The 17733-nt window shown below is 72.0% G+C and carries 16 protein-coding genes; 12 read left to right on the forward strand and 4 right to left on the reverse strand.

Features of this window, described 5'->3' with window-relative positions; genetic code table 11:
* Window positions 1-64 precede the first annotated feature (64 nt).
* Complete coding sequence (locus tag Athai_RS17955; protein ID WP_203962545.1) at window positions 65-1165, forward strand: winged helix DNA-binding domain-containing protein; 1101 nt, start codon at window positions 65-67, stop codon at window positions 1163-1165.
* An 18-nt stretch (window positions 1166-1183) separates the two neighbouring features.
* Here the strand turns inward: Athai_RS17955 and Athai_RS17960 are convergent, their stop codons facing one another.
* Window positions 1184-2824 (reverse strand): hydrogenase maturation protein, encoded by a 1641-nt coding sequence (locus Athai_RS17960; protein WP_203962546.1) that lies wholly within the window; start codon window positions 2822-2824, stop codon window positions 1184-1186.
* A 255-nt stretch (window positions 2825-3079) separates the two neighbouring features.
* On the opposite strand from Athai_RS17960, the gene Athai_RS17965 reads away from it, so the two are divergent.
* The 9 genes from Athai_RS17965 to Athai_RS18005 all read left to right on the forward strand — a co-directional run bounded on the left by Athai_RS17965 (window position 3080) and on the right by Athai_RS18005 (window position 12203).
* Window positions 3080-4048, forward strand: a complete 969-nt coding sequence (locus Athai_RS17965) for an MHYT domain-containing protein (protein ID WP_239157426.1) — start codon at window positions 3080-3082, stop codon at window positions 4046-4048.
* Between the two features lie 581 nt (window positions 4049-4629).
* A complete protein-coding gene (locus tag Athai_RS17970) occupies window positions 4630-5790 on the forward strand; it encodes a branched-chain amino acid ABC transporter substrate-binding protein (RefSeq protein WP_203962548.1) in 1161 nt (386 codons plus the stop codon).
* Window positions 5791-5847: 57 nt separating this feature from the next.
* Window positions 5848-6741, forward strand: coding sequence for a branched-chain amino acid ABC transporter permease (locus Athai_RS17975; protein WP_203962549.1), 894 nt, complete (start codon window positions 5848-5850; stop codon window positions 6739-6741).
* The gene (locus tag Athai_RS17980; RefSeq protein ID WP_203962550.1) at window positions 6741-7790 is read left to right on the forward strand and encodes a branched-chain amino acid ABC transporter permease; all 1050 of its coding nucleotides are present in this window, start codon (window positions 6741-6743) and stop codon (window positions 7788-7790) included. The genes Athai_RS17975 and Athai_RS17980 overlap by 1 nt, the downstream gene beginning before the upstream one ends.
* Window positions 7787-8716, forward strand: a complete 930-nt coding sequence (locus Athai_RS17985) for an ABC transporter ATP-binding protein (protein WP_203962551.1) — start codon at window positions 7787-7789, stop codon at window positions 8714-8716. Before Athai_RS17980 ends, Athai_RS17985 begins: the two co-directional genes overlap by 4 nt.
* On the forward strand, window positions 8709-9416 hold the full coding sequence (locus Athai_RS17990; protein ID WP_203962552.1) for an ABC transporter ATP-binding protein: 708 nt from the start codon (window positions 8709-8711) through the stop codon (window positions 9414-9416). Before Athai_RS17985 ends, Athai_RS17990 begins: the two co-directional genes overlap by 8 nt.
* A gap of 43 nt (window positions 9417-9459) precedes the next feature.
* On the forward strand, window positions 9460-10467 hold the full coding sequence (locus tag Athai_RS17995) for a proline racemase family protein (RefSeq protein ID WP_203962553.1): 1008 nt from the start codon (window positions 9460-9462) through the stop codon (window positions 10465-10467).
* 76 nt (window positions 10468-10543) lie between these two features.
* A complete protein-coding gene (locus Athai_RS18000; protein WP_203962554.1) occupies window positions 10544-11485 on the forward strand; it encodes an ornithine cyclodeaminase family protein in 942 nt (313 codons plus the stop codon).
* A gap of 7 nt (window positions 11486-11492) precedes the next feature.
* A complete protein-coding gene (locus Athai_RS18005; RefSeq protein WP_239157019.1) occupies window positions 11493-12203 on the forward strand; it encodes a GntR family transcriptional regulator in 711 nt (236 codons plus the stop codon).
* A 268-nt stretch (window positions 12204-12471) separates the two neighbouring features.
* On the opposite strand, the gene Athai_RS18010 is transcribed toward Athai_RS18005, so the two are convergent.
* Together Athai_RS18010 and Athai_RS18015 are read right to left on the reverse strand one after the other, a co-directional pair.
* Window positions 12472-13446: a chitinase gene (locus tag Athai_RS18010; RefSeq protein ID WP_203962555.1), complete on the reverse strand. Its 975-nt coding sequence runs from the start codon at window positions 13444-13446 to the stop codon at window positions 12472-12474.
* 246 nt (window positions 13447-13692) lie between these two features.
* Window positions 13693-14637 (reverse strand): ribose-phosphate diphosphokinase, encoded by a 945-nt coding sequence (locus Athai_RS18015; protein ID WP_203962556.1) that lies wholly within the window; start codon window positions 14635-14637, stop codon window positions 13693-13695.
* A 205-nt stretch (window positions 14638-14842) separates the two neighbouring features.
* On the opposite strand from Athai_RS18015, the gene Athai_RS18020 reads away from it, so the two are divergent.
* Window positions 14843-15805 (forward strand): hypothetical protein, encoded by a 963-nt coding sequence (locus Athai_RS18020; protein ID WP_203962557.1) that lies wholly within the window; start codon window positions 14843-14845, stop codon window positions 15803-15805.
* Window positions 15806-15905: 100 nt separating this feature from the next.
* Here the strand turns inward: Athai_RS18020 and Athai_RS18025 are convergent, their stop codons facing one another.
* Window positions 15906-17078, reverse strand: coding sequence for a low temperature requirement protein A (locus Athai_RS18025; protein ID WP_239157020.1), 1173 nt, complete (start codon window positions 17076-17078; stop codon window positions 15906-15908).
* 169 nt (window positions 17079-17247) lie between these two features.
* Between Athai_RS18025 and Athai_RS18030 the strand changes: the two genes are divergently transcribed.
* Window positions 17248-17727 carry a DUF7144 family membrane protein gene (locus tag Athai_RS18030; RefSeq protein WP_203962558.1) on the forward strand — a complete coding sequence of 160 codons (480 nt, stop codon included), beginning with the start codon at window positions 17248-17250 and terminating at the stop codon, window positions 17725-17727.
* Window positions 17728-17733: the final 6 nt, after the last annotated feature.

A 17733-nucleotide genomic window follows, 5' to 3' on the forward strand; every position in this document is an offset into this window, starting at 1 on the left:
GGCACCCCGTGCCCGGCCGTGATCGCGGCCAGGAACCGACCGCAACGGCTGACACACTGGCGTGGTGACCACCGTACTCACTCCGCCGGCCCTCAACCGCGCCCTGCTCGCCCGCCAGCAACTGCTGCGCCGCGCCGAAACGCCGGTGCCCGAGACGTTGCACCGGCTCGTCGGTCTCCAGGCACAGCTGCCGTCCGCGCCCTATGTGGGACTGTGGTCGCGAGTCGCCGGCTTCACCGCCGACCGGCTGGCCGGCCCGATGGCCGACCGCACCGTGCTGCGGATCACCGCCATGCGCGGCACCATCCACACCCTCACCGCCGCCGACTGCCTCGACCTGCGTCCCCGGCTGCGGCCGGTGCTCGACCGGTTCCTGCGCACGCTGCGGGCCCGGCTCGACGGGTTGGACCTGGACCAGGTGACGGCGGCGGCGCGGGAGCTCGTCGAGCAGCAACCCCGCACGTACCACGAACTCGGCCGGGCGCTCGCCGACCGCTGGCCGGGGTACGACCCGGCGGCGCTGGGGCACGTGGCGCGGTGCCGGCTGGCGCTGGTCCAGGTCACGCCGCGCGGGCTGTGGGGCCGCGGCGGGCGTGCCGCGCACACCACCGCCGAGCACTGGCTGGGCGCCCCACTGGGCACCGGCACCGGGCCGGAACCGCTGGTACTGCGCTACCTCGCCGCGTTCGGCCCGGCCACCGCCGCCGACGTACAGACCTGGTCGGGGTTGACCGGGCTGCGCGCGGTGCTGGACCGGCTGCGCCCGCGCCTCGTCACCTTCCGCAGCACCGACGGGGCCGAGCTGTTCGACCTGCCCGACGCGCCGCGGCCGGCGGCGGACACCGCGGCGCCGGTACGGTTCCTGCCGCCGCTGGACAACCTGCTGCTGTCGCACGCCGATCGCAGCCGGGTGATACCCGCCCCGTACCGGCACCACCTGCAGAGCCCCAACGGGCTGCTACCCGGTGTGCTGCTGCTCGCCGGGATGGTGCGCGGCAGCTGGACCGACGACACCGGCCGGGACGGCGCCCGGCTGACGGTGACGCCGTTCAAGGCGCTGTCGGCGCGCGACACCACCGCGGTCACCGCGGAGGGACGCCGGCTGCTCGCCTTCCTGTCCCCCGAGTCCGGCAGCCGGGAGGTCCGGATCGCCCCGGTGCCCTGACCCCCGGCGCCGGGGTGCTCAGCGGCGGTGGGTGGCGAGCCGTGGCGGGGTGGCCGGCGGGGCGACCTTGCGCACGAACGACTCCCGGGCGGCGTGGAAGCCCGACCGATCGTCGAAGATGTCCTGCGCCATCTCCGCGAGTTCGAGCGTCTCGTGGTAGTCCAGCGGTCGCGGTGCCGGCTTACGGGCGGCGCGGATGTCGCGCCAGGTGCCGGGCTCGGCGTACTGCTGGGCGAGGTCGGAGAGCCAGGCGTCGAACTCGGCCGGGTTGCCGGGGCCGGTCAGGTCGACCAGCCCGAGCCGCGCGGCGGTACCGGAGCCGATCGGCAGGCAGTCGTTGAGCAGCTGGTCGGCACGCTCCACCCCGATCCGCCGGGGCAGCGCGTAGCTGTGCAGTTCGGAGCCGTACAACCCCATGTCGTAGTACGGGTTGAGCACCACACCGGCGCGCGCCGCCACCACGTCCGCGCCCAGCCCCAGCATCACCCCGCCCGCACCGGCGTTGCCGGTGAACGCGGCGATGGTGACCTGCTCCTCGGCCGCCTCGATCAGTTCCCGGCAGACCTGGTTGATGGCCTTGATGTTCTCCCATGCCTGCGCGGCCGGGTCCGCCGCGGCGGAGATCTCGTTGAGGTGGATGCCGTTGCAGAACACGTCGTCGCCGCCGCGCAGCACCAGCACCGTGGTGTCCTGCCGGGCGGCCCGGTGCAGCTCCCGGCGCAGCCGGCGGCACTGGTCGACGCCGGCCGCCCCGTTGTAGAAGCGGAACGTCAGCTCGCCGACGTTGCCCCGCCGCCGATAGCTGATCTCGGCCGGACCGTCGGTGCGCTGCGGCACCCGGTCGAGCGCGTCGGCCAGCACGGTGGCCGCGGGCAGCTTCACTCCGCCGCGCCGCCGCAGGTGGCCCAGCCACACCGCGCCGGACCCGGCGGCGACGAGCAGGTAGCCGTCCTGCTGGCCGATGATCTCGCCGGGTTCGCCGGCGCCCTCGCCGAGGTGCGCGTCGAAGGCACTGACCGACTCGCCGGCCAGCTCGGTACGAACTCCGGGAAAGCCGTCCGCGGCACGGATCCGGCGGACGATGTCGGTGGCCGGGTCGGCCCAGTCGAAGGCGCGCTCGGCCTGCTTCATCAGCGGCCGCAGCCGCGCGTCCGGGATCGGCCGGGGCGCTGCCTCCAGCGGTACCGGCTGGAAGTCCGGGTCGGCGGCGTGCTCCACGACCTCCAGCGCGCAGGCGACCGCGGCATCGGCGACCGGCCCGGTGTACAGGGAGGACTTGCGCATCGGTTCGGCCGGCAGCGGGAACTCACGGTGCGCCCAGATCGGGCCGGCGTCCATCTCCTCGACCGCCTGCAGCGCGGTGACGCCCCACGCGGGCGCCCCCTCGGTGATCGCCCAGTCCAGCGAGGAGGGCCCGCGGTCGCCGATCGGACCCGGGTGGATGATCACCGTCCGCCACTTGGTCCACACCTCGGTCGGCACCCGCTCCTTCAGGTACGGGCAGAGGATCAGGTCCGGCTGAGCCTGGTAGACGCCGTCACAGATCGTGCGCTCGTCGAGCGCGAACTCGACGGCCACGTCGTGCCCACGGTCCTTGAGTTCGTCCCAGATTCGTTGGGTCAGGCCATTGAAGGCCGACACGAGCAGTAGCAGGCGCACGAGGTCAGACGCTAGCGAGATCCGGTGCCACCACGCAAATCCAGTTATTAACGCCACGTGGACAGTGACTGTACGAAGTTGCTGGATCTACCGAAAGCCCACAATGGTGCGGTCGCGACCCATCGTCTAAAGTCCTGACAAATCCGCGTAACACCGCGTGCTGATAAGTCGAAACCTCACGTGTCACGGTGAGTGTCACCGGGCCGTGTCGGCGGCGGCGCGGCAGATCAGCGAAAGGCGGCACCAGCCGTGTCGATGCACCACTTCAGCTACGGGCTGTTAACGCCGATCCTCGCGTACTCGGCATCCTATGTCGGCTGCCTGCTCGGCCTGATGTGCGCCTCCCGGGCCCGGGTACTGACCGGGGCCGGCCGCCGCGGCTGGTTGCTGATCGCCGCCGTGTCGCTGGGCGGTACCGGCATCTGGGTCATGCACTTCATCGCGATGCTCGGCTTCACCGTCGACAACGTGACCATCCGCTACAACATGCCGCTGACCGTGGTCAGCGCGCTGGTGGCGATCGTCGCGGTCGGAGCCGGTTTCTGGATCGTCGGCAACGACGCCCGCAAGCTGCACCGCATCGCGCTCGCCGGCCTGCTCACCGGCGCGGGCGTGGCCGGCATGCACTACCTCGGGATGGCCGCGATGGTGCTGCCGGCCAAGATGAGCTACGAGCCGATCCTGTTCACGCTGTCGGTCCTGATCGCGGTCGTCGCGGCGGCGGTGGCGCTGTGGTTCACGCTGGTCATCCGCGGCCGGGCGGCGACGCTCGCGGCCGCCGCGGTGATGGGCGTCGCGGTGTGCGGCATGCACTACACCGGGATGGCCGCGATGCGGCTGACGCCGGACCCGACCGGCGGCATCGGCGGTACCTCGTTCACCGGGCTGCTCCCACCGATGCTGCTGGTGGTCAGCGTGGTGACCGTGGTGCTGCTGATCTTCGTGGCGTTCTCCGCCTCGCCGGCGGAGCTGGTCGAGGACGCCGAGTTCGCCGCCCGGATGCAACGCACCGCGCGCGAGCGGGAGGAGCGCGAGGAGGCGCAGCGTCAGCGCCTGCAGGCGCCACGGCCGCACTCGGAGTCGATCTCGGCCCCGGCCGGCACGCTGCGCTCCGCTCCGGTACGGCCGACGCCGTCGTCGCGCCCGTTGCCGTCGCCGACCCCGCACCAGCAGCCCACGTCCCGGCGGCTCAGCCGTCGGCTCGGCGCCCGCGGCGACGAGTAGCCCACCGACACCGAGGACCGCCTGCCGGTCCGTGGCCTGGCGCGATCGTGCCACGCCACGGACCGGCACCGTCGTACCGTGCCGGCCTCGTCGCCGATCCCGCCGTTCTCGCCGTTCCCGCCGGTCCCGCCGGTGTCGTCGCCGGCTCTCGTCCCGCCGGAACCGCGGCGCTTTTCGCCACCGTCGATGCGCACTGGGCTGCGCTGGGTGAGCGAAGCCGGCAGCCGGTAACGAATTGACATAGGTCGGATCGCCCAAACTTGCCTGTCGCCCCGGAGCAGTGCAATGTCACATGCTACCGAGGCAAAGGGGGCTGATGGGCATCCCGGAGCGGTCGCGGCGCAAGCGGACGCCGCAGACCGCACCGCACACCGCACCCCGATCCGACCGTTACCGACGCCAGCTGTCCCGCCGCGCCTGACCGTCGAATCCGGCCGGTGACCGGAAGCGCCGACACGGCTGCCGAGGCGCCCAGCCGGGCGGGCGTACCGGCCGAGACTGCCACGCCCGCGGCCCGCGGATCCTGCACGACTCCAAGCGGCGGAGGCAACTCCGCCGGACCTAGCAGAGGGGTTCACCGGATGAGGAAGACGAAGCTCGCCGTCGCGCTCGTCGCCGTGTCGACGCTTGCCCTGAGCGGCTGCCAGGGCGTGTTCGGTGGCAGCGACAAGAGCAGCTCGGACGGTCCGATCGTGCTCGGGATGGCCGTCCCGATGTCGGGCAGCAGCTCGGCGATCGGCCCGTACATGAAGAACGGCGCCCAGTTGGCGATCGACGAGATCAACGCCAAGGGCGGCGTCCTCGGCCGCAAGCTGAAGCTGAACGTGCAGGACAGCGCGTGCGACCCGAAGACCGCGAGTACCGCGGCGAACAAGCTGGTCGCGGCGGGCGTGACGATGTCGGTCGGCGGCTACTGCTCGTCCGCGACGCTGCCGACCCTCTCGGTGTTCAACAAGGCGAACACTCCGATGATCATCCCGGCCGCCAACTCGGCCGACCTCGTCTCGCAGCACCTGCCGAACGTCTTCCTGATCAACGGTACCGGCGTGCAGCAGGCGCAGGCCGCGGTCAGCTGGCTGACCAAGCAGAAGGCCACCCGGGTGGCGCTGGTCGACGACAGCACCAGCTACTCCACCGACATCACCAAGCGCGCCAAGACCGACATCGGCAAGACCGGCGGCGCGATGAAGGCGGTCCTGCACGAGTCGGTGAACGCCGGGGAGAGCGACTACAGCTCGAACGTGCACGACATCGTGTCGGCGCACCCCGACTTCGTCTACTGGACCGGCTACTACCAGGAGGGCGGGCTGATCATCCGGCAGCTGCGCCAGGCCGGTTACCACGGGAAGATCATGGTCGCCGACGGCAGCGTGGACGGCAAGCTGATCAGCGTGGCCGGCCAGCAGCCCGCCCAGGGCGTGTACGCCACGATGACCGAGACGCCCGACACGATGCCGGGTGCCGGCGACTGGATCGCCTCGTACAAGAAGAAGTTCGGCGCCGAACCCGGCCCGTACTCGCCCCAGTCGTACGACGCGGTGCGGGTCGCGGCGAAGGCGATGAAGGACGCGAAGAGCACGGACGGCAAGAAGATCGAGGCCGCCCTGATGAAGATCGACGGGTTCCCGTTGTTCTCCGGGAAGCTCAAGTTCACCGCCGACCACACCCTGACGCAGGGCGGTTTCGTGATCCTGCAGGTGTCCGGTACCAAGTTCACCCTCGCCGACGACCTCAAGAACTGAAGCGCGCGGGGCGGGCCCGGACGACAGGCCCGCCCCGGCCCGATCGGGACGGAAGACATGACACAGATCATCTGGAACGGTCTGTTCGTCGGCTCGTTCTACGCGCTGGTCGCACTGGGCTACAGCATGGTCTACGGGATCATGAAGCTGCTCAACTTCGCGCACGGCGACCTGTACATGGTCGGCGCGTTCGTCGGCTTCGCGCTGCTCACCTCGTTCAGCGGGTTCACCGCCACGCTGTCGCTGGTGGCGCTGCTGGTGGTGCTGCTGCTGTCGATGGTGGGTACCGGCCTGGCCGGGGTGGCGATCGAACGCATCGCCTACCGGCCGCTGCGCAACGCACCCCGGCTGTCGTTGCTGATCACCGCGGTCGGCGCGTCCTTCGCGCTGGAGTACGGGATGCGCATCGTCGCCGGCCCGAACCCGCAGGTGTACCCGGTGCGGTTGGGCGGCTCGTCGGTGCACGTGCTCGGCGCCCGGATCGGCGTCGCGCAGCTGGTGCTCATCGGCGTCGCGATCGCCCTGATGGTCGCGCTCAACGCGATGGTGATGCGTTCCCGGCAGGGCCGGGCGATGCGCGCGATCGCGCTCGACCCGGTGGCCAGCCGGCTGATGGGCGTCGACGTGAACCGGGTGATCGCGCGGGCGTTCTTCATCGGCTCGGCGCTGGCCGGCGCGGCCGGCGTGATGGCCGGCTCGTACTACGGCAGCATCAACTTCCTGATGGGTTTCATCATCGGGCTCAAGGCGTTCACCGCCGCGGTGATCGGCGGGATCGGCAGCTTCAAGGGCGCCATGCTCGGCGGTGTCGTGCTCGGGCTGCTCGAAGCGTTCGGCACGCACTACCTCGGTGGGCAGTGGCGCGACGTGTTCGCGTTCGCCTTCCTGATCCTGTTCCTGACCGTGCGGCCGACCGGCCTGCTCGGCGAGCGCGTCACGGAGCGTGTCTGATGACCACGACCAAGGCGGTGCGGCCGCCGAACCGACCGGCCGGCGGCGGAGCCGGCGACGCGGTGAAGGGCGTGCTGCGCAGCCGCTGGATCGGCCCGATCGGGCTGTTCGCCGGCGCCGTCGCGCCGATCCTGATCGCCACCCCGTACGCGATGAACGTGATGACCAGCGCGCTGATCTTCGTGATGCTCGCGGTCGGCCTCAACATCGTGGTGGGCCAGTGCGGCCTGCTCGACCTGGGCTATGCCGCGTTCTTCGCGGTGGGCGCCTACACCAGCGGCATCCTCGCGACCCGGCTGCACTGGCCGCTGTTCGCGACCGTCCCGGCGGTGATCGTGGTGACCGTACTGGCCGGCATCGTGGTCGGCGGCCCCACCCTGCGGTTGCGCAGCGACTACCTCGCCATCGTGACCCTCGGGTTCGGCGAGATCATCCGGGTCACCGCGAACAACCTGGACATCACCGGTGGGCCGGAAGGGATCTACGGCATCCCGAGCCTGTCGGTCGGCGGCGTCGATCTGGGCAACTCGGTCGTCTTCTACTACGTGGTACTCGCGATCGTCGCCTGCGCCGTGCTCGGCGCGAACCGGCTGATCCGCTCCCGGCTGGGACGCGCCTGGCGGTTCATCCGGGAGGACGAGGACGCCGCCGAGGCGATGGGGGTGCACACCTACCGGGTCAAGATGGCCGCCTACATCGCCGGCGCCGTCTGGGGCGGCCTGGCGGGCGTGCTGTTCGGCGCCCAGCTGTCGGCGATCTCCCCGGCGAGCTTCACCTTCCTGCAGTCGGCGCTGGTCCTGATGGCCGTGGTACTCGGCGGGATGGGCTCCACACCCGGCGTGGTGATCGGCGCCCTGTTCGTCACCATGCTGCCGGAGGCGCTGCGCGGGCTGTCCGACTACCGGTACTTCGCCTTCGGCGCGCTGCTGATCATCGTGATGGTGTTGCGGCCGCAGGGCCTGTGGCCGGCCCGTACCCGGGAACCGGAACGCACCGCCCGTCGCTCCACCAGGCCGACCCCGCTGGACAGCGAGGTGAGCGGCCGATGAGCGAGCGGCAGCATGGCAGCGCCCTGCTGGACGTGGCGGACCTGCACCTCGCGTTCGGTGGGGTGCGGGCGGTCGACGGCCTGAGCTTCCAGGTGCACGAGGCGGAGATCGTGTCGGTGATCGGCCCGAACGGCGCCGGCAAGACGTCCGCGTTCAACTGCATCACCGGCTTCTACCGGGCCACCAGCGGTGCGATCACCATCGACGGTACGGACGTGACCCGGATGCGGCCGTCCGCCGTCGCCGCCCGGGGTGTCGCCCGCACGTTCCAGAACCTGCGGCTGTTCGGCGATCTGCCGGTGCTCGACAACGTGCGGGCGGGCACCCACCTGTGGCTGCGCCAGCACGTGTTCGACGCGCTGCTGCACACCCCGCGGTACCGGCGCACCGAACAGATCGCGACCGACGAGGCGCACCACTGGCTGGACTTCGTGGGGCTGCGCGCCGACCGGGTCGGCCCGGTGCGCGCCCTGCCGTACGGCGAGCAGCGCCGGGTGGAGATCGCCCGGGCGCTGGCCCGGCGGCCGAGGCTGCTGCTGCTCGACGAGCCCGCCGCGGGGCTCAACCACGGCGAGAAGCTCGAACTGCTCGACCTGATCCGGCGGATCCGGGAGCTCGGCATCGCGATCGTGCTGATCGAGCACGACATGGGTCTGGTGATGGAGGTGTCCCAGCGGGTCGTGGTGCTCAACTTCGGCAAGGAGATCGCGGACGGCTCACCCGACCAGGTCCGGCGCGACCCGGCGGTCATCGAGGCGTACCTGGGCAGCGACGAGGCACCGTCCGAGCAGACCGGCGACGGCCAGCCGGCCGGGAAGACCGGCGACGGCGGACCGGCAAAGCAGGCCAGCGACGGCAAGGCGGCAGAACGGACCGGTGACGACCAGGCGTCCGGGGAGACGGAGGAGAGGACCGCCGATGCTTGAGATCGACGCGATCGACGTCTCCTACGGTGGGGTGCAGGCGCTGCACGGCATGTCGCTGACGGTGGACGACGGCGAGGTGGTCGCGCTGCTCGGCAACAACGGGGCCGGCAAGACCAGTACCCTGGCCGCGGTGTCCGGGCTGGTCCGGCCGTCCGGTGGCCGTGTCGTCTTCGACGGCCGGGACATCACCCGGGCCACCCCGGCGCAGATCGTCGAGATGGGGCTGGTGCACGTACCGGAGGGCCGGCGGATCTTCTCCACCCTCACCGTGCAGGAGAACCTGCAGATGGGCGGCTACCTGGTCCGCGACCAGGCCGAGATCAGGCGCCGCATCGACCGGGTGTACGAGCTGCTGCCGCGGCTGCGTGAGCGGTGCGACCAGCAGGGCGGCACGCTGTCCGGCGGCGAGCAGCAGATGCTCGCGGTCGGCCGCGCGATCGTCGCCGGTCCGCGGCTGCTGATGCTCGACGAGCCGTCGATGGGGCTCGCCCCGCTCGTGGTGGCCGCGGTGATGGAGCTGATCGCCGAGATCAACGCCGACGGTACCTCGGTGCTGCTGGTGGAGCAGAACGCGAAGGCCGCGCTGCGGATCGCCACCCGCGGCTACGTGGTCGAGAACGGTCGCTGCGTGCTCGCCGCCCCGGCCGCCGAGCTGGCCGACGACTCGCGGGTGGTCGAGGCGTACCTCGGCGGGATGTGAACCGAACGCCGGCGCCGGGAACAGGGCAGGAGGACCGAGAAGGATGCCGCGATACACGACGGTCGACTACCACACGGCCGGCGAGCCGTTCCGGATCGTCACCGGCGGGCTGCCCGAGATCCCGGGTACCAGCGTGGCGCAGCGCCGGGTGACCGCGGCGGCCAGCGAGCCGGTCGACCGGGTGCGACGGCTGTTGTGCCACGAGCCGCGCGGGCACGCCGACATGTACGGCTGCTTCCTGGTACCGCCGGACGACGCCGGCGCCGATCTCGGCGTGCTGTTCTGGCACCGGGACGGGTTCTCGACCGCCTGCGGGCACGGCACCATCGCGCTCGGTGCCTGGGCGGTGGAGTCCGGCCGGGTGGCCGCCGACCCGGACGGGGTCACCGAGGTACGGGTGGACGTTCCGTCCGGCCGGGTCACCGCCCGGGTGCGCTGCCGGGCCGGCGCGGTCGAGTCGGTGACGTTTCGCAACGTCCCGTCCTACGTGCTGGCGCGGGGGGTGCGACTGGAGACCGATCTCGGTGCGGTGACCGTGGACGTGTCGTACGGCGGGGCGATCTACGCCAGCGTGCCGGCCGCCGCGTTCGGCCTGACGGTGACGCCGGACCGGCTCGGCGAGCTGGTCGCGGCCGGCCGCGCGGTGCAACTCGCGCTGGGCGGTAGCGAGCCGGCCCGGCACCCCGGCGACGACCGGCTCTCCGGCGTCTACGGCACGATCCTGTACGACGAGCTGCCGGCGACCGCGTCCGGGCCACACCAGCGCAACGTCACCGTGTTCGCCGACGGGCAGGTGGACCGGTCGCCGTGCGGTTCGGGCACCTCGGCCCGGCTGGCGCTGCTCGCCGACGCCGGCGAGCTGGCCGGCGAGGCCAGCCTGACCCACGACTCGATCGTCGGCAGCACGTTTCGCGGCCGGGTGGTCGGCGACACCGAGGCCGATGGGCATCCCGCGGTGCACACCGAGATCGACGGCTGCGCGTACCGGACCGGCGAGCACGCCTTCACGCTGGATCCGGCCGACCCGCTACCCGGTTTCGTGCTGCGATGAGCCCGCGACAGCGAGCGGAGTCCGGCAGCCGCGGGGCCGGGCTCCTCGCCGGAACCGCGGCCGTGGCGGAAGACCGATGAGCGCGGTCGCACCGGTGCCCCGGCACGTGAGCGCCGCGGAGTTGCGCTCGCTGCTGCCGATGGACGCGGCGATCGCGGCGATCGACGCGGCGCTGGCGGGCGGGCTCGATCCGGAAGCCGACCCGGCCCGTACCGTGCTCGACGTGCCCGCCGGTCAGCTGCTGCTGATGCCGGCGTCCACGGCCCGGTACGCGGGGGTGAAGGTCGCCGGTGTCGCACCCGGCAACCCGACCCGGGGCCAGCCCCGGATCACCGGGATCTACCTGCTGCTGGACGGCGAGTCGTTGCAGCCGCTCGCGACGTTCGACGGTCCGGCACTGACCGCGCTGCGCACCCCGGCGGTCTCCGCCGTCGCCATCGCCGCGCTCACCGACGACCGACCGCTGGACGTGCTGCTGTACGGGACCGGCCCGCAGGCGCGCCGGCACGTCGACGCGGTGCGGGCGGTACGCCCGATCCGCCGGCTGCTGGTCGCCGGCCGGGACCCGGCCCGTACCGCCGCGTTCGTCGACCGGTGCGGCGCGGCCGGGGTGGACACCGAGGTGGCCGGGCCGTCCGCGGTCGGTGCCGCCGACCTGGTCGTGTGCTGCACCAGCGCGGCCACCCCGCTGTTCGACGGTGCGGCGCTGGCCGGGCACGCGACCGTGGTCGCGATGGGGTCGCATCAGCCGACCGCACGGGAGGTCGACGACGCCACGGTGCACCGCTGCCAGCTGTACGTGGAGGCCCGGTCGGCGGCGCTGCGGGAGGCCGGTGACCTGCTGCTCGCCGGCGTCGACGAGGGCCGGGCTCTGGTCAACCTGGCCGAGCTGGGCACCGTGCCGGTCCGGCCCGACACGCCGCGGCTGTTCAAGAGCGTCGGGATGGCCTGGGAGGACCTCGCCGTGGCCGCGGCGGCCTACCCGCGCCTCGGCCGGGCGCCGGAGCCGGGGAGGTGATCGAGCGGTGAGTACCGGCCGGTCGGGTCGCGGCGGGTTGGGGGCGCTGCCCTCGTTCGAACCGCCGCGCAGCGTGCGGGAGCGCATCGCGGACGCGCTGCGCGCCGCGGTCATCACCGGTGAGCTGCGGCCGGGCGAGATCCACTCCGCGCCGGTACTCGCCGAACGGTTCGGCGTGTCGGCCACGCCGGTGCGCGAGGCGATGCTGGACCTGGTTCGCGAGGGCATGGTCGAGCCGGTGCGCAACAAGGGTTTCCGGGTCACCGAGCTGTCCGACACCCAGCTCGACGAGTACAGCGAGATCCGCGCGCTGATCGAGGCACCGGCGGTGCGCAAGGTCGCCGAGACCGTCGACCCGGCGACCATCGAACGGCTCCGGCCGCTGGCCGAGCAGGTCGTCGCGGCGGCCGCCGGTGGCGACGTGATCGCCTACATCGAGGCGGATCGGCGGTTCCACCTGGCGCTGCTCGCCCTCGCCGGCAACGCCCACCTGGTCGAGGTGGTCCGCGACCTGCGGAACCGGTCGAGGCTCTACGGAGTGCCGGTACTGGCCGAGCGCGACGAGCTGGCCGCGTCGTCGCGCGGCCACATCGAACTGCTCGACGCGATCGTCGCCGGTGACGGGCCGCGCACCGAGCGGTTGATGCGCAGTCACATCCACGACGTGCGCGGGATCTGGGCCCGACCCGACCGCGGTGACGCCGAACCGGCCGGCTGAGCCCGCCGGCCGGTTCGGTTGTGCACCGGGCAGCCAACCGGTCGAGTGCGGGGCCGTACCCACCCGGCCGAGACGCCTGCCTGCCGAACCGTTCGGCTCGCGGCCCGTACCCACCCGGCGGGAACGCCTCCCGTGGCCCGGATCACGGCCGTTGGCCGGCCGGGTCGGTTCCCGATCCGCGGGTCGGATCGGGAACCCTCGCCGGGCCCGGGCCCGGCGCGATCCACCGGCCGGTACTGATCCGGGCGATCACCCCGGGCGGGCCAGGTCAGCTCAGCGCCGTGGTGAAGTCGAGCGGGTTCTGGTCCACGCCACTGCAGGTGGACGACGCGTCGGGGTGCGCCTCGGCGGCCACCGAGCCGCAGGACTGGTCCCGGTCGATCGACCAGAACGACAGCCGGCCGACCCCCTTGCCCGCGGCCCAACTCGCCACCGACCGGGCGTTGTCCAGGGTGAACACCGAGCCGTCGTCGTTGACGCCGATCATCGGCGTGATGCCGAGGTTCGCGTACGAGTAGCTGCCGTCGATGCCCTGCAACTGGCCGAGCGTGGCGTCGGTGGCGTTCTCGGCGGCCTGACCCATGTCCTGATCGCCCTGGTAGTAGTCCATCGTCATCAGGTTGACGACGTCGATCTTGACACCGGCGTCGTGCGCGGCCCGCACCAGGTTGACCCCGTCTCCGGTGAGCCCGCTCGGCAGTACCGGAAGCGTGACCGAGACGGTCAGCCCCGGGTTGTTCGTCTGAAGCGTCTTGACCGCGGCGAAGTGGCGCTGGATCGACGCGGTGTCGGCGATCGCGGCGCCCTCGATGTCGAAGTCGAGCGACCTGACCTGGTAGGTGTCGATCAGCGCCTGGTAGCCGGCGACGATCGTGTTCTGGTCGGTGCAGGTCCAGGCGAGCGGTAGGCCGGCCGCACCGCCGGACGAGATGATCGGCTCGGCGCCCTCCGACCGGGCCTTGTCGATCTCCCCGTCGACGTTGGGGTCGTTGCCGACCGGCAGCGTGTCGCCCCAGATCTGGTTGCAGCCGGAGCCGATCACGAACGCCGCGGTGTAGTGGGTCAGCCCGGCCCCGGCGGCCTGGTCGAGCAGGCCGACCTGCGAGTTGGACATGTCCACGTACGGCGCGGCGACGCCCACGGCCGCCTGGCTCGGCGTCGAGGTGCCGAGCACCCCGGCGCCGGCCGTGCCGACCGCCACCGCGGCGGTGACCAGGCGTCGTTTCCAGCGTCCGTCCCCCATGGTGTCTCCCTCCTCGAATCCCGACATGCGGCACATAGCCCGCATTTAATGTAAAGGTTGTTTACAGGATCGAGGCCAACACGTCAACACCAAGAAGACAATTCAGACCAGCCAGTCATTCCCACTCTCCCCGGCCCTCCAGCAAAGTTGATCATGGTGTCTCGATCGACATCGTTGTCAATCACGGACAACGCCATGATCAACCCGCAGGTGCGGCGGGGCGCGGGGCGGGATCGGAGCGTTGGGTCAGGGGGTGTCGAAGAGGGCGCTGACCGACTCGCCGTTGTGGATGCGGCGCACCGCCTCGGCCAGTACCGGCGCCACCGACAGCACGGTGAGCTTGTCGGTCACCGACTCGTGCGGTACCGGCACCGTGTTGGTGCAGACGATCTCGGCGATGTCCGGCTGGGCGGTGAGCCGGTCCAGGGCGCCGTCGGCGAACAGGCCGTGCGTGCACGCCACCCGGACGCTGCGGGCGCCCTGCTCGCGCAGCCGCGCCAGCAGCTCCAGGATCGTGCTGCCCTTGGCGATCTCGTCGTCGAGCACGATCACGTCCCGGTCCGCGACCTCACCGATCACCGAGGTGATCCGCACCCGGTCGTCGGAGAAGCGCTGCTTCGCGCCGGCCGCCACCGGCACGTCCAGCAGCCTGGCGAACGCCGACGCGGGCTTCGCGTACCCCAGATCGGGCGAGACGACGACGGTGTGCGACAGGTCGTAGCCACGGAAGTGCTCGGCCAGCTCACGCAGCGCGTGCAGATGGTCGACCGGAACCGCGAAGAACCCGTGCACCTGCGGCGAGTGCAGGGCCATCGTGAGCACCCGGTTGGCGCCGGCCGTGACGAGCAGATCGGCCACCAGCCGGCCACCGATGGAGATGCGCGGCGCGTCCTTCTTGTCCGACCGGGCGTAGGCGAAGTGCGGCATCACCACGGTGATCCGGCCGGCCGAGGCGCCGCGGGCGGCATCGGCCATCAGCAACAGCTCGACCAGGTGCTCCTGCACCGGCGCCACCAGCGGCTGCACCAGGTAGACGTCGCGCTCCCGGCAGTTGGCCTGCAGCTGCACTTCCAGGCAGTCGTTGGCGAACCGGTCCACCCGGGCCGGATGCAGCGGTACTCCGAGGTGCTCACAGATCTCGGCGGCCAGCGCCGGATGGGCCGAACCGGTGAACACGGCGATGTCGCGCACGGTGACTCCCGCGAAGGTACCGATGGGGGTGCCGGGTGGCCTCCCGACGCGCACACCGTACCCGGGCGCGCGGTGGCGGCCCGGCCGAGGGCGCCGCGCAGTGACCTCGCAGGTTGCCGACACCGGTGATGATGCAGGCATGCAGCCAACAACGGGCACGTACCGGACCGGCCGCGGTCGGTGGATCGCCCGGACAGTCTCCGCTTTGGCCCCGCCGCTCCTCCTGTTCGCCGTGCTGCTCTCGGTGGGAATCGGCTTCCTGACCGGGTTCGGCGGCCTGGTGGAGGTCCGACTGTTGGCGTGGCTGTGCGCACTGGTGCTGGGGGCGACCGCCGTGTCGGCGGGGCTCGCCGGCCTGGCACAGGGGCGGACCCGCACCACGCTCGGCCCGTACTCGATCGGGGCCGACGGCGGCTTTGCCGACCCGGTCACGATCGCGCGGCCGGACATCCGCGGCATCGCCGCCCGCCGGCGGTACTCGGGCTGGTCGGTCCGGGTGGATCGATGGTCCGGGCCACCGGTCGAGCTGCGAGCCCCGCTGTGCGGTCCGTGGTGGCCGAGCCGGCGCTTCCGGCGCGAGCTGGCCGAACTCCAGCAGTACGCGCCGCCGAACGCGGTGCGGCCCCGGCTACGACCCGTACCGGCCGCGCTCCCGGCGCTGCTCGGGCTGGTGATTCTCGGCGGTCCCGCGGTCGGCTGGGTGGCCACGCACGGGATGGGCTGGCCCTGGGAGGCCACCGTGACCGCGACGCCGGACGCGTGTCGGCTGCTCGACTCCGCCGGACTCGACCGCCAGTACCCGAAGCGGCTGCGCACCCGCGCCGAACGTACCAGCCGCTCGGACTGGTCCCGCTGCGTCTGGGAGCCGACCAAGGTGGATCGAGACAGCCGGGTTCAGCAGGTCAAGGCAACGCTGACCCGCGGCGACGGCACCCTGCTCTCGTCGCCGACCCGCTCGACGAGGGTCGGCTTCCGGACCCTGTGCCGCAATGGAATCCGGCTCGACGGCATCGGGGACGCGGCGTGTGTGCGTTCCGGCGCCGGATCCACCACGGCCGTGGCCCGGCGCGCCAACGTGCTGATCGCGGTGAAGGTGTCGGGTTCCTCGGCGGATGCCGTCGCGACCGCGCTGGCGAGCGGTGCGATCGCCTCGCTCCCCCTGAGCTGACCGCCGCGCCGTCAGAAGGCCGGGGCGGTCCCGGGCCGCCGCACCGCCAGAACGCCGGACCGGTCGCGGCCCGCCGGGGCGGTCGCGGCGCGCCGCGCCGTCAGGACGCCGGGGCGGCCTCGGCCCGCTGCGCCGTCCGGATCGAGACCACCAGCAGGATCGTGACCAGGGCGGCGATGACCACCACGCTGGCCGGCAGGCCGAGCGCGCCGGCCACCGCCGCGGTCGCCAGGATCAGCACGAGCACCGTCACCAGCGTCACCACCGGTACCGAACCGGGCAGCAGCAGCCCGTGCAGGTAGCCGCTGGTGACGAGGTAGAGGCAGGTCGGTACCGCGATGGCGAACGCCACCACCATCGCCGGGGTCTCGCCGTCGGCGGCCAGCGTCAGACCCGAGCCGACCGCGGCGACCGAGGCGAACACCACGTAGTGCGAGTAACCCCAGAGCAGGTTCTGGCTCTGCTTGATCTTGAGCGCGGCGGTGGCCTCGTGCTTGAAGTACAGCCACCACATCGCGAACAGCAGCACCAGACCACCGCCCGCGGTGACCAGCAGGCCGGTGGACAGGCCGCGGTCGGTGATCGCCGACTGCACCCCGACCGCCGCGGCGGACACGCACTCGCCGAGCACGATCAGGGTGAACAGCCCGTACCGCTCGTTGATGTGGCCGGGATGCCACGGCGTCTCCCGGCCGCGCGCCTCCGCGAACGCGGGCACCGTGAGCTCGGCGACCAGCAGCACCAGGAAGCCGACCAGGCCGGCGGTGCCCGGCAGCAGCAGCCGCAGCACCCAACCGAGCTGCACCACGCTGACCCCCGCCGCGTACCGCAGGGTGGCGCCGCGGCCGGCGGGATCCTCGCGGGCCGCGCGCAGCCACTGCCCCACCATCGCCACCCGCATCACCACGTACCCGACGGTGACGACGGCGAAGTCGTAGTGGTGGAACACGTTCGGCACGCCGGCCGCGAGCACCAGCCCGCCGGCGATCTGCAGCAGCGTCAGCAGCCGGTACGGCACGTCGTCGGTGTCGTAGGCGGAGGCGAACCAGGTGAAGTTCATCCAGGCCCACCAGATCGCGAAGAACACCATCGCGTACTGCAGGATCGCGACCCAGTGCCCCTCGGCGAGGCCGTGGTGCAGCTGGGTCGAGGCGGCCGCCACGGCAACCACGAAACAGAGGTCGAACAGCAGTTCCAGCGGGGTGGAGGCGCGGTGCTCCTCGCCCGGGTCGCGGCCCACCATCCGCCGCAGATACAGACCGACGTCGCTCACGCCAGCCGATGCTGCCACAACCACCCGGTACCGACGAGGTCGGCGCACGGCGCCACGGATCCGGCGCGGTTTCGGCGGTTTCGCCGGTGGTGGCCGCGGCACGGACCGATACTGGGCACGAATCGCGGGAACGCGACACCGCGACCCGTGGCGGACCGGAGGTGTGGCGATGAGTGCCGCGGCACCCAGCGAGGGCTATCGAGTACGCCGGCACGTGCGGCACAGCGTCGCCCTGGCCGGCCTGTTGCTGGTCGTGCTGGCGGTGATGAACGGCCTGGACGGTATCGCCGCGATCGCCGGATCCCGGGTGTTCGTGTCCTCGGCGGTACTGGTGTTCGGGCCGCTGAACGCCTGGGGCTGGGCGCTGCTCGCGATCGCCGTGGTGCAGGCCGGGTGCGGGGTGCTGCTGCTGTTCCGGATCAGCTCGGTGCGCTGGCTCGCGGCGCTGACCATCGTGCTGGACATCTTCACCCAGATGGTCGTGATGCCGTCCTACCCGTTCTGGTCCATCATGATCATCGGTGTCAACATCGTCGCGGTGTACGTGCTGTACGCGCACGGCGGTGCGGCGCCGCAGGAGGTGCTGGCGCCCGGCGAGATCCGGCCGAGCATGCCGCGCGACACCGGGAACCTGCCGTACCCGCGCTGAGCCGTC

The sequence above is a fragment of the Actinocatenispora thailandica genome, from assembly GCF_016865425.1.
Taxonomy (GTDB): domain Bacteria; phylum Actinomycetota; class Actinomycetes; order Mycobacteriales; family Micromonosporaceae; genus Actinocatenispora; species Actinocatenispora thailandica.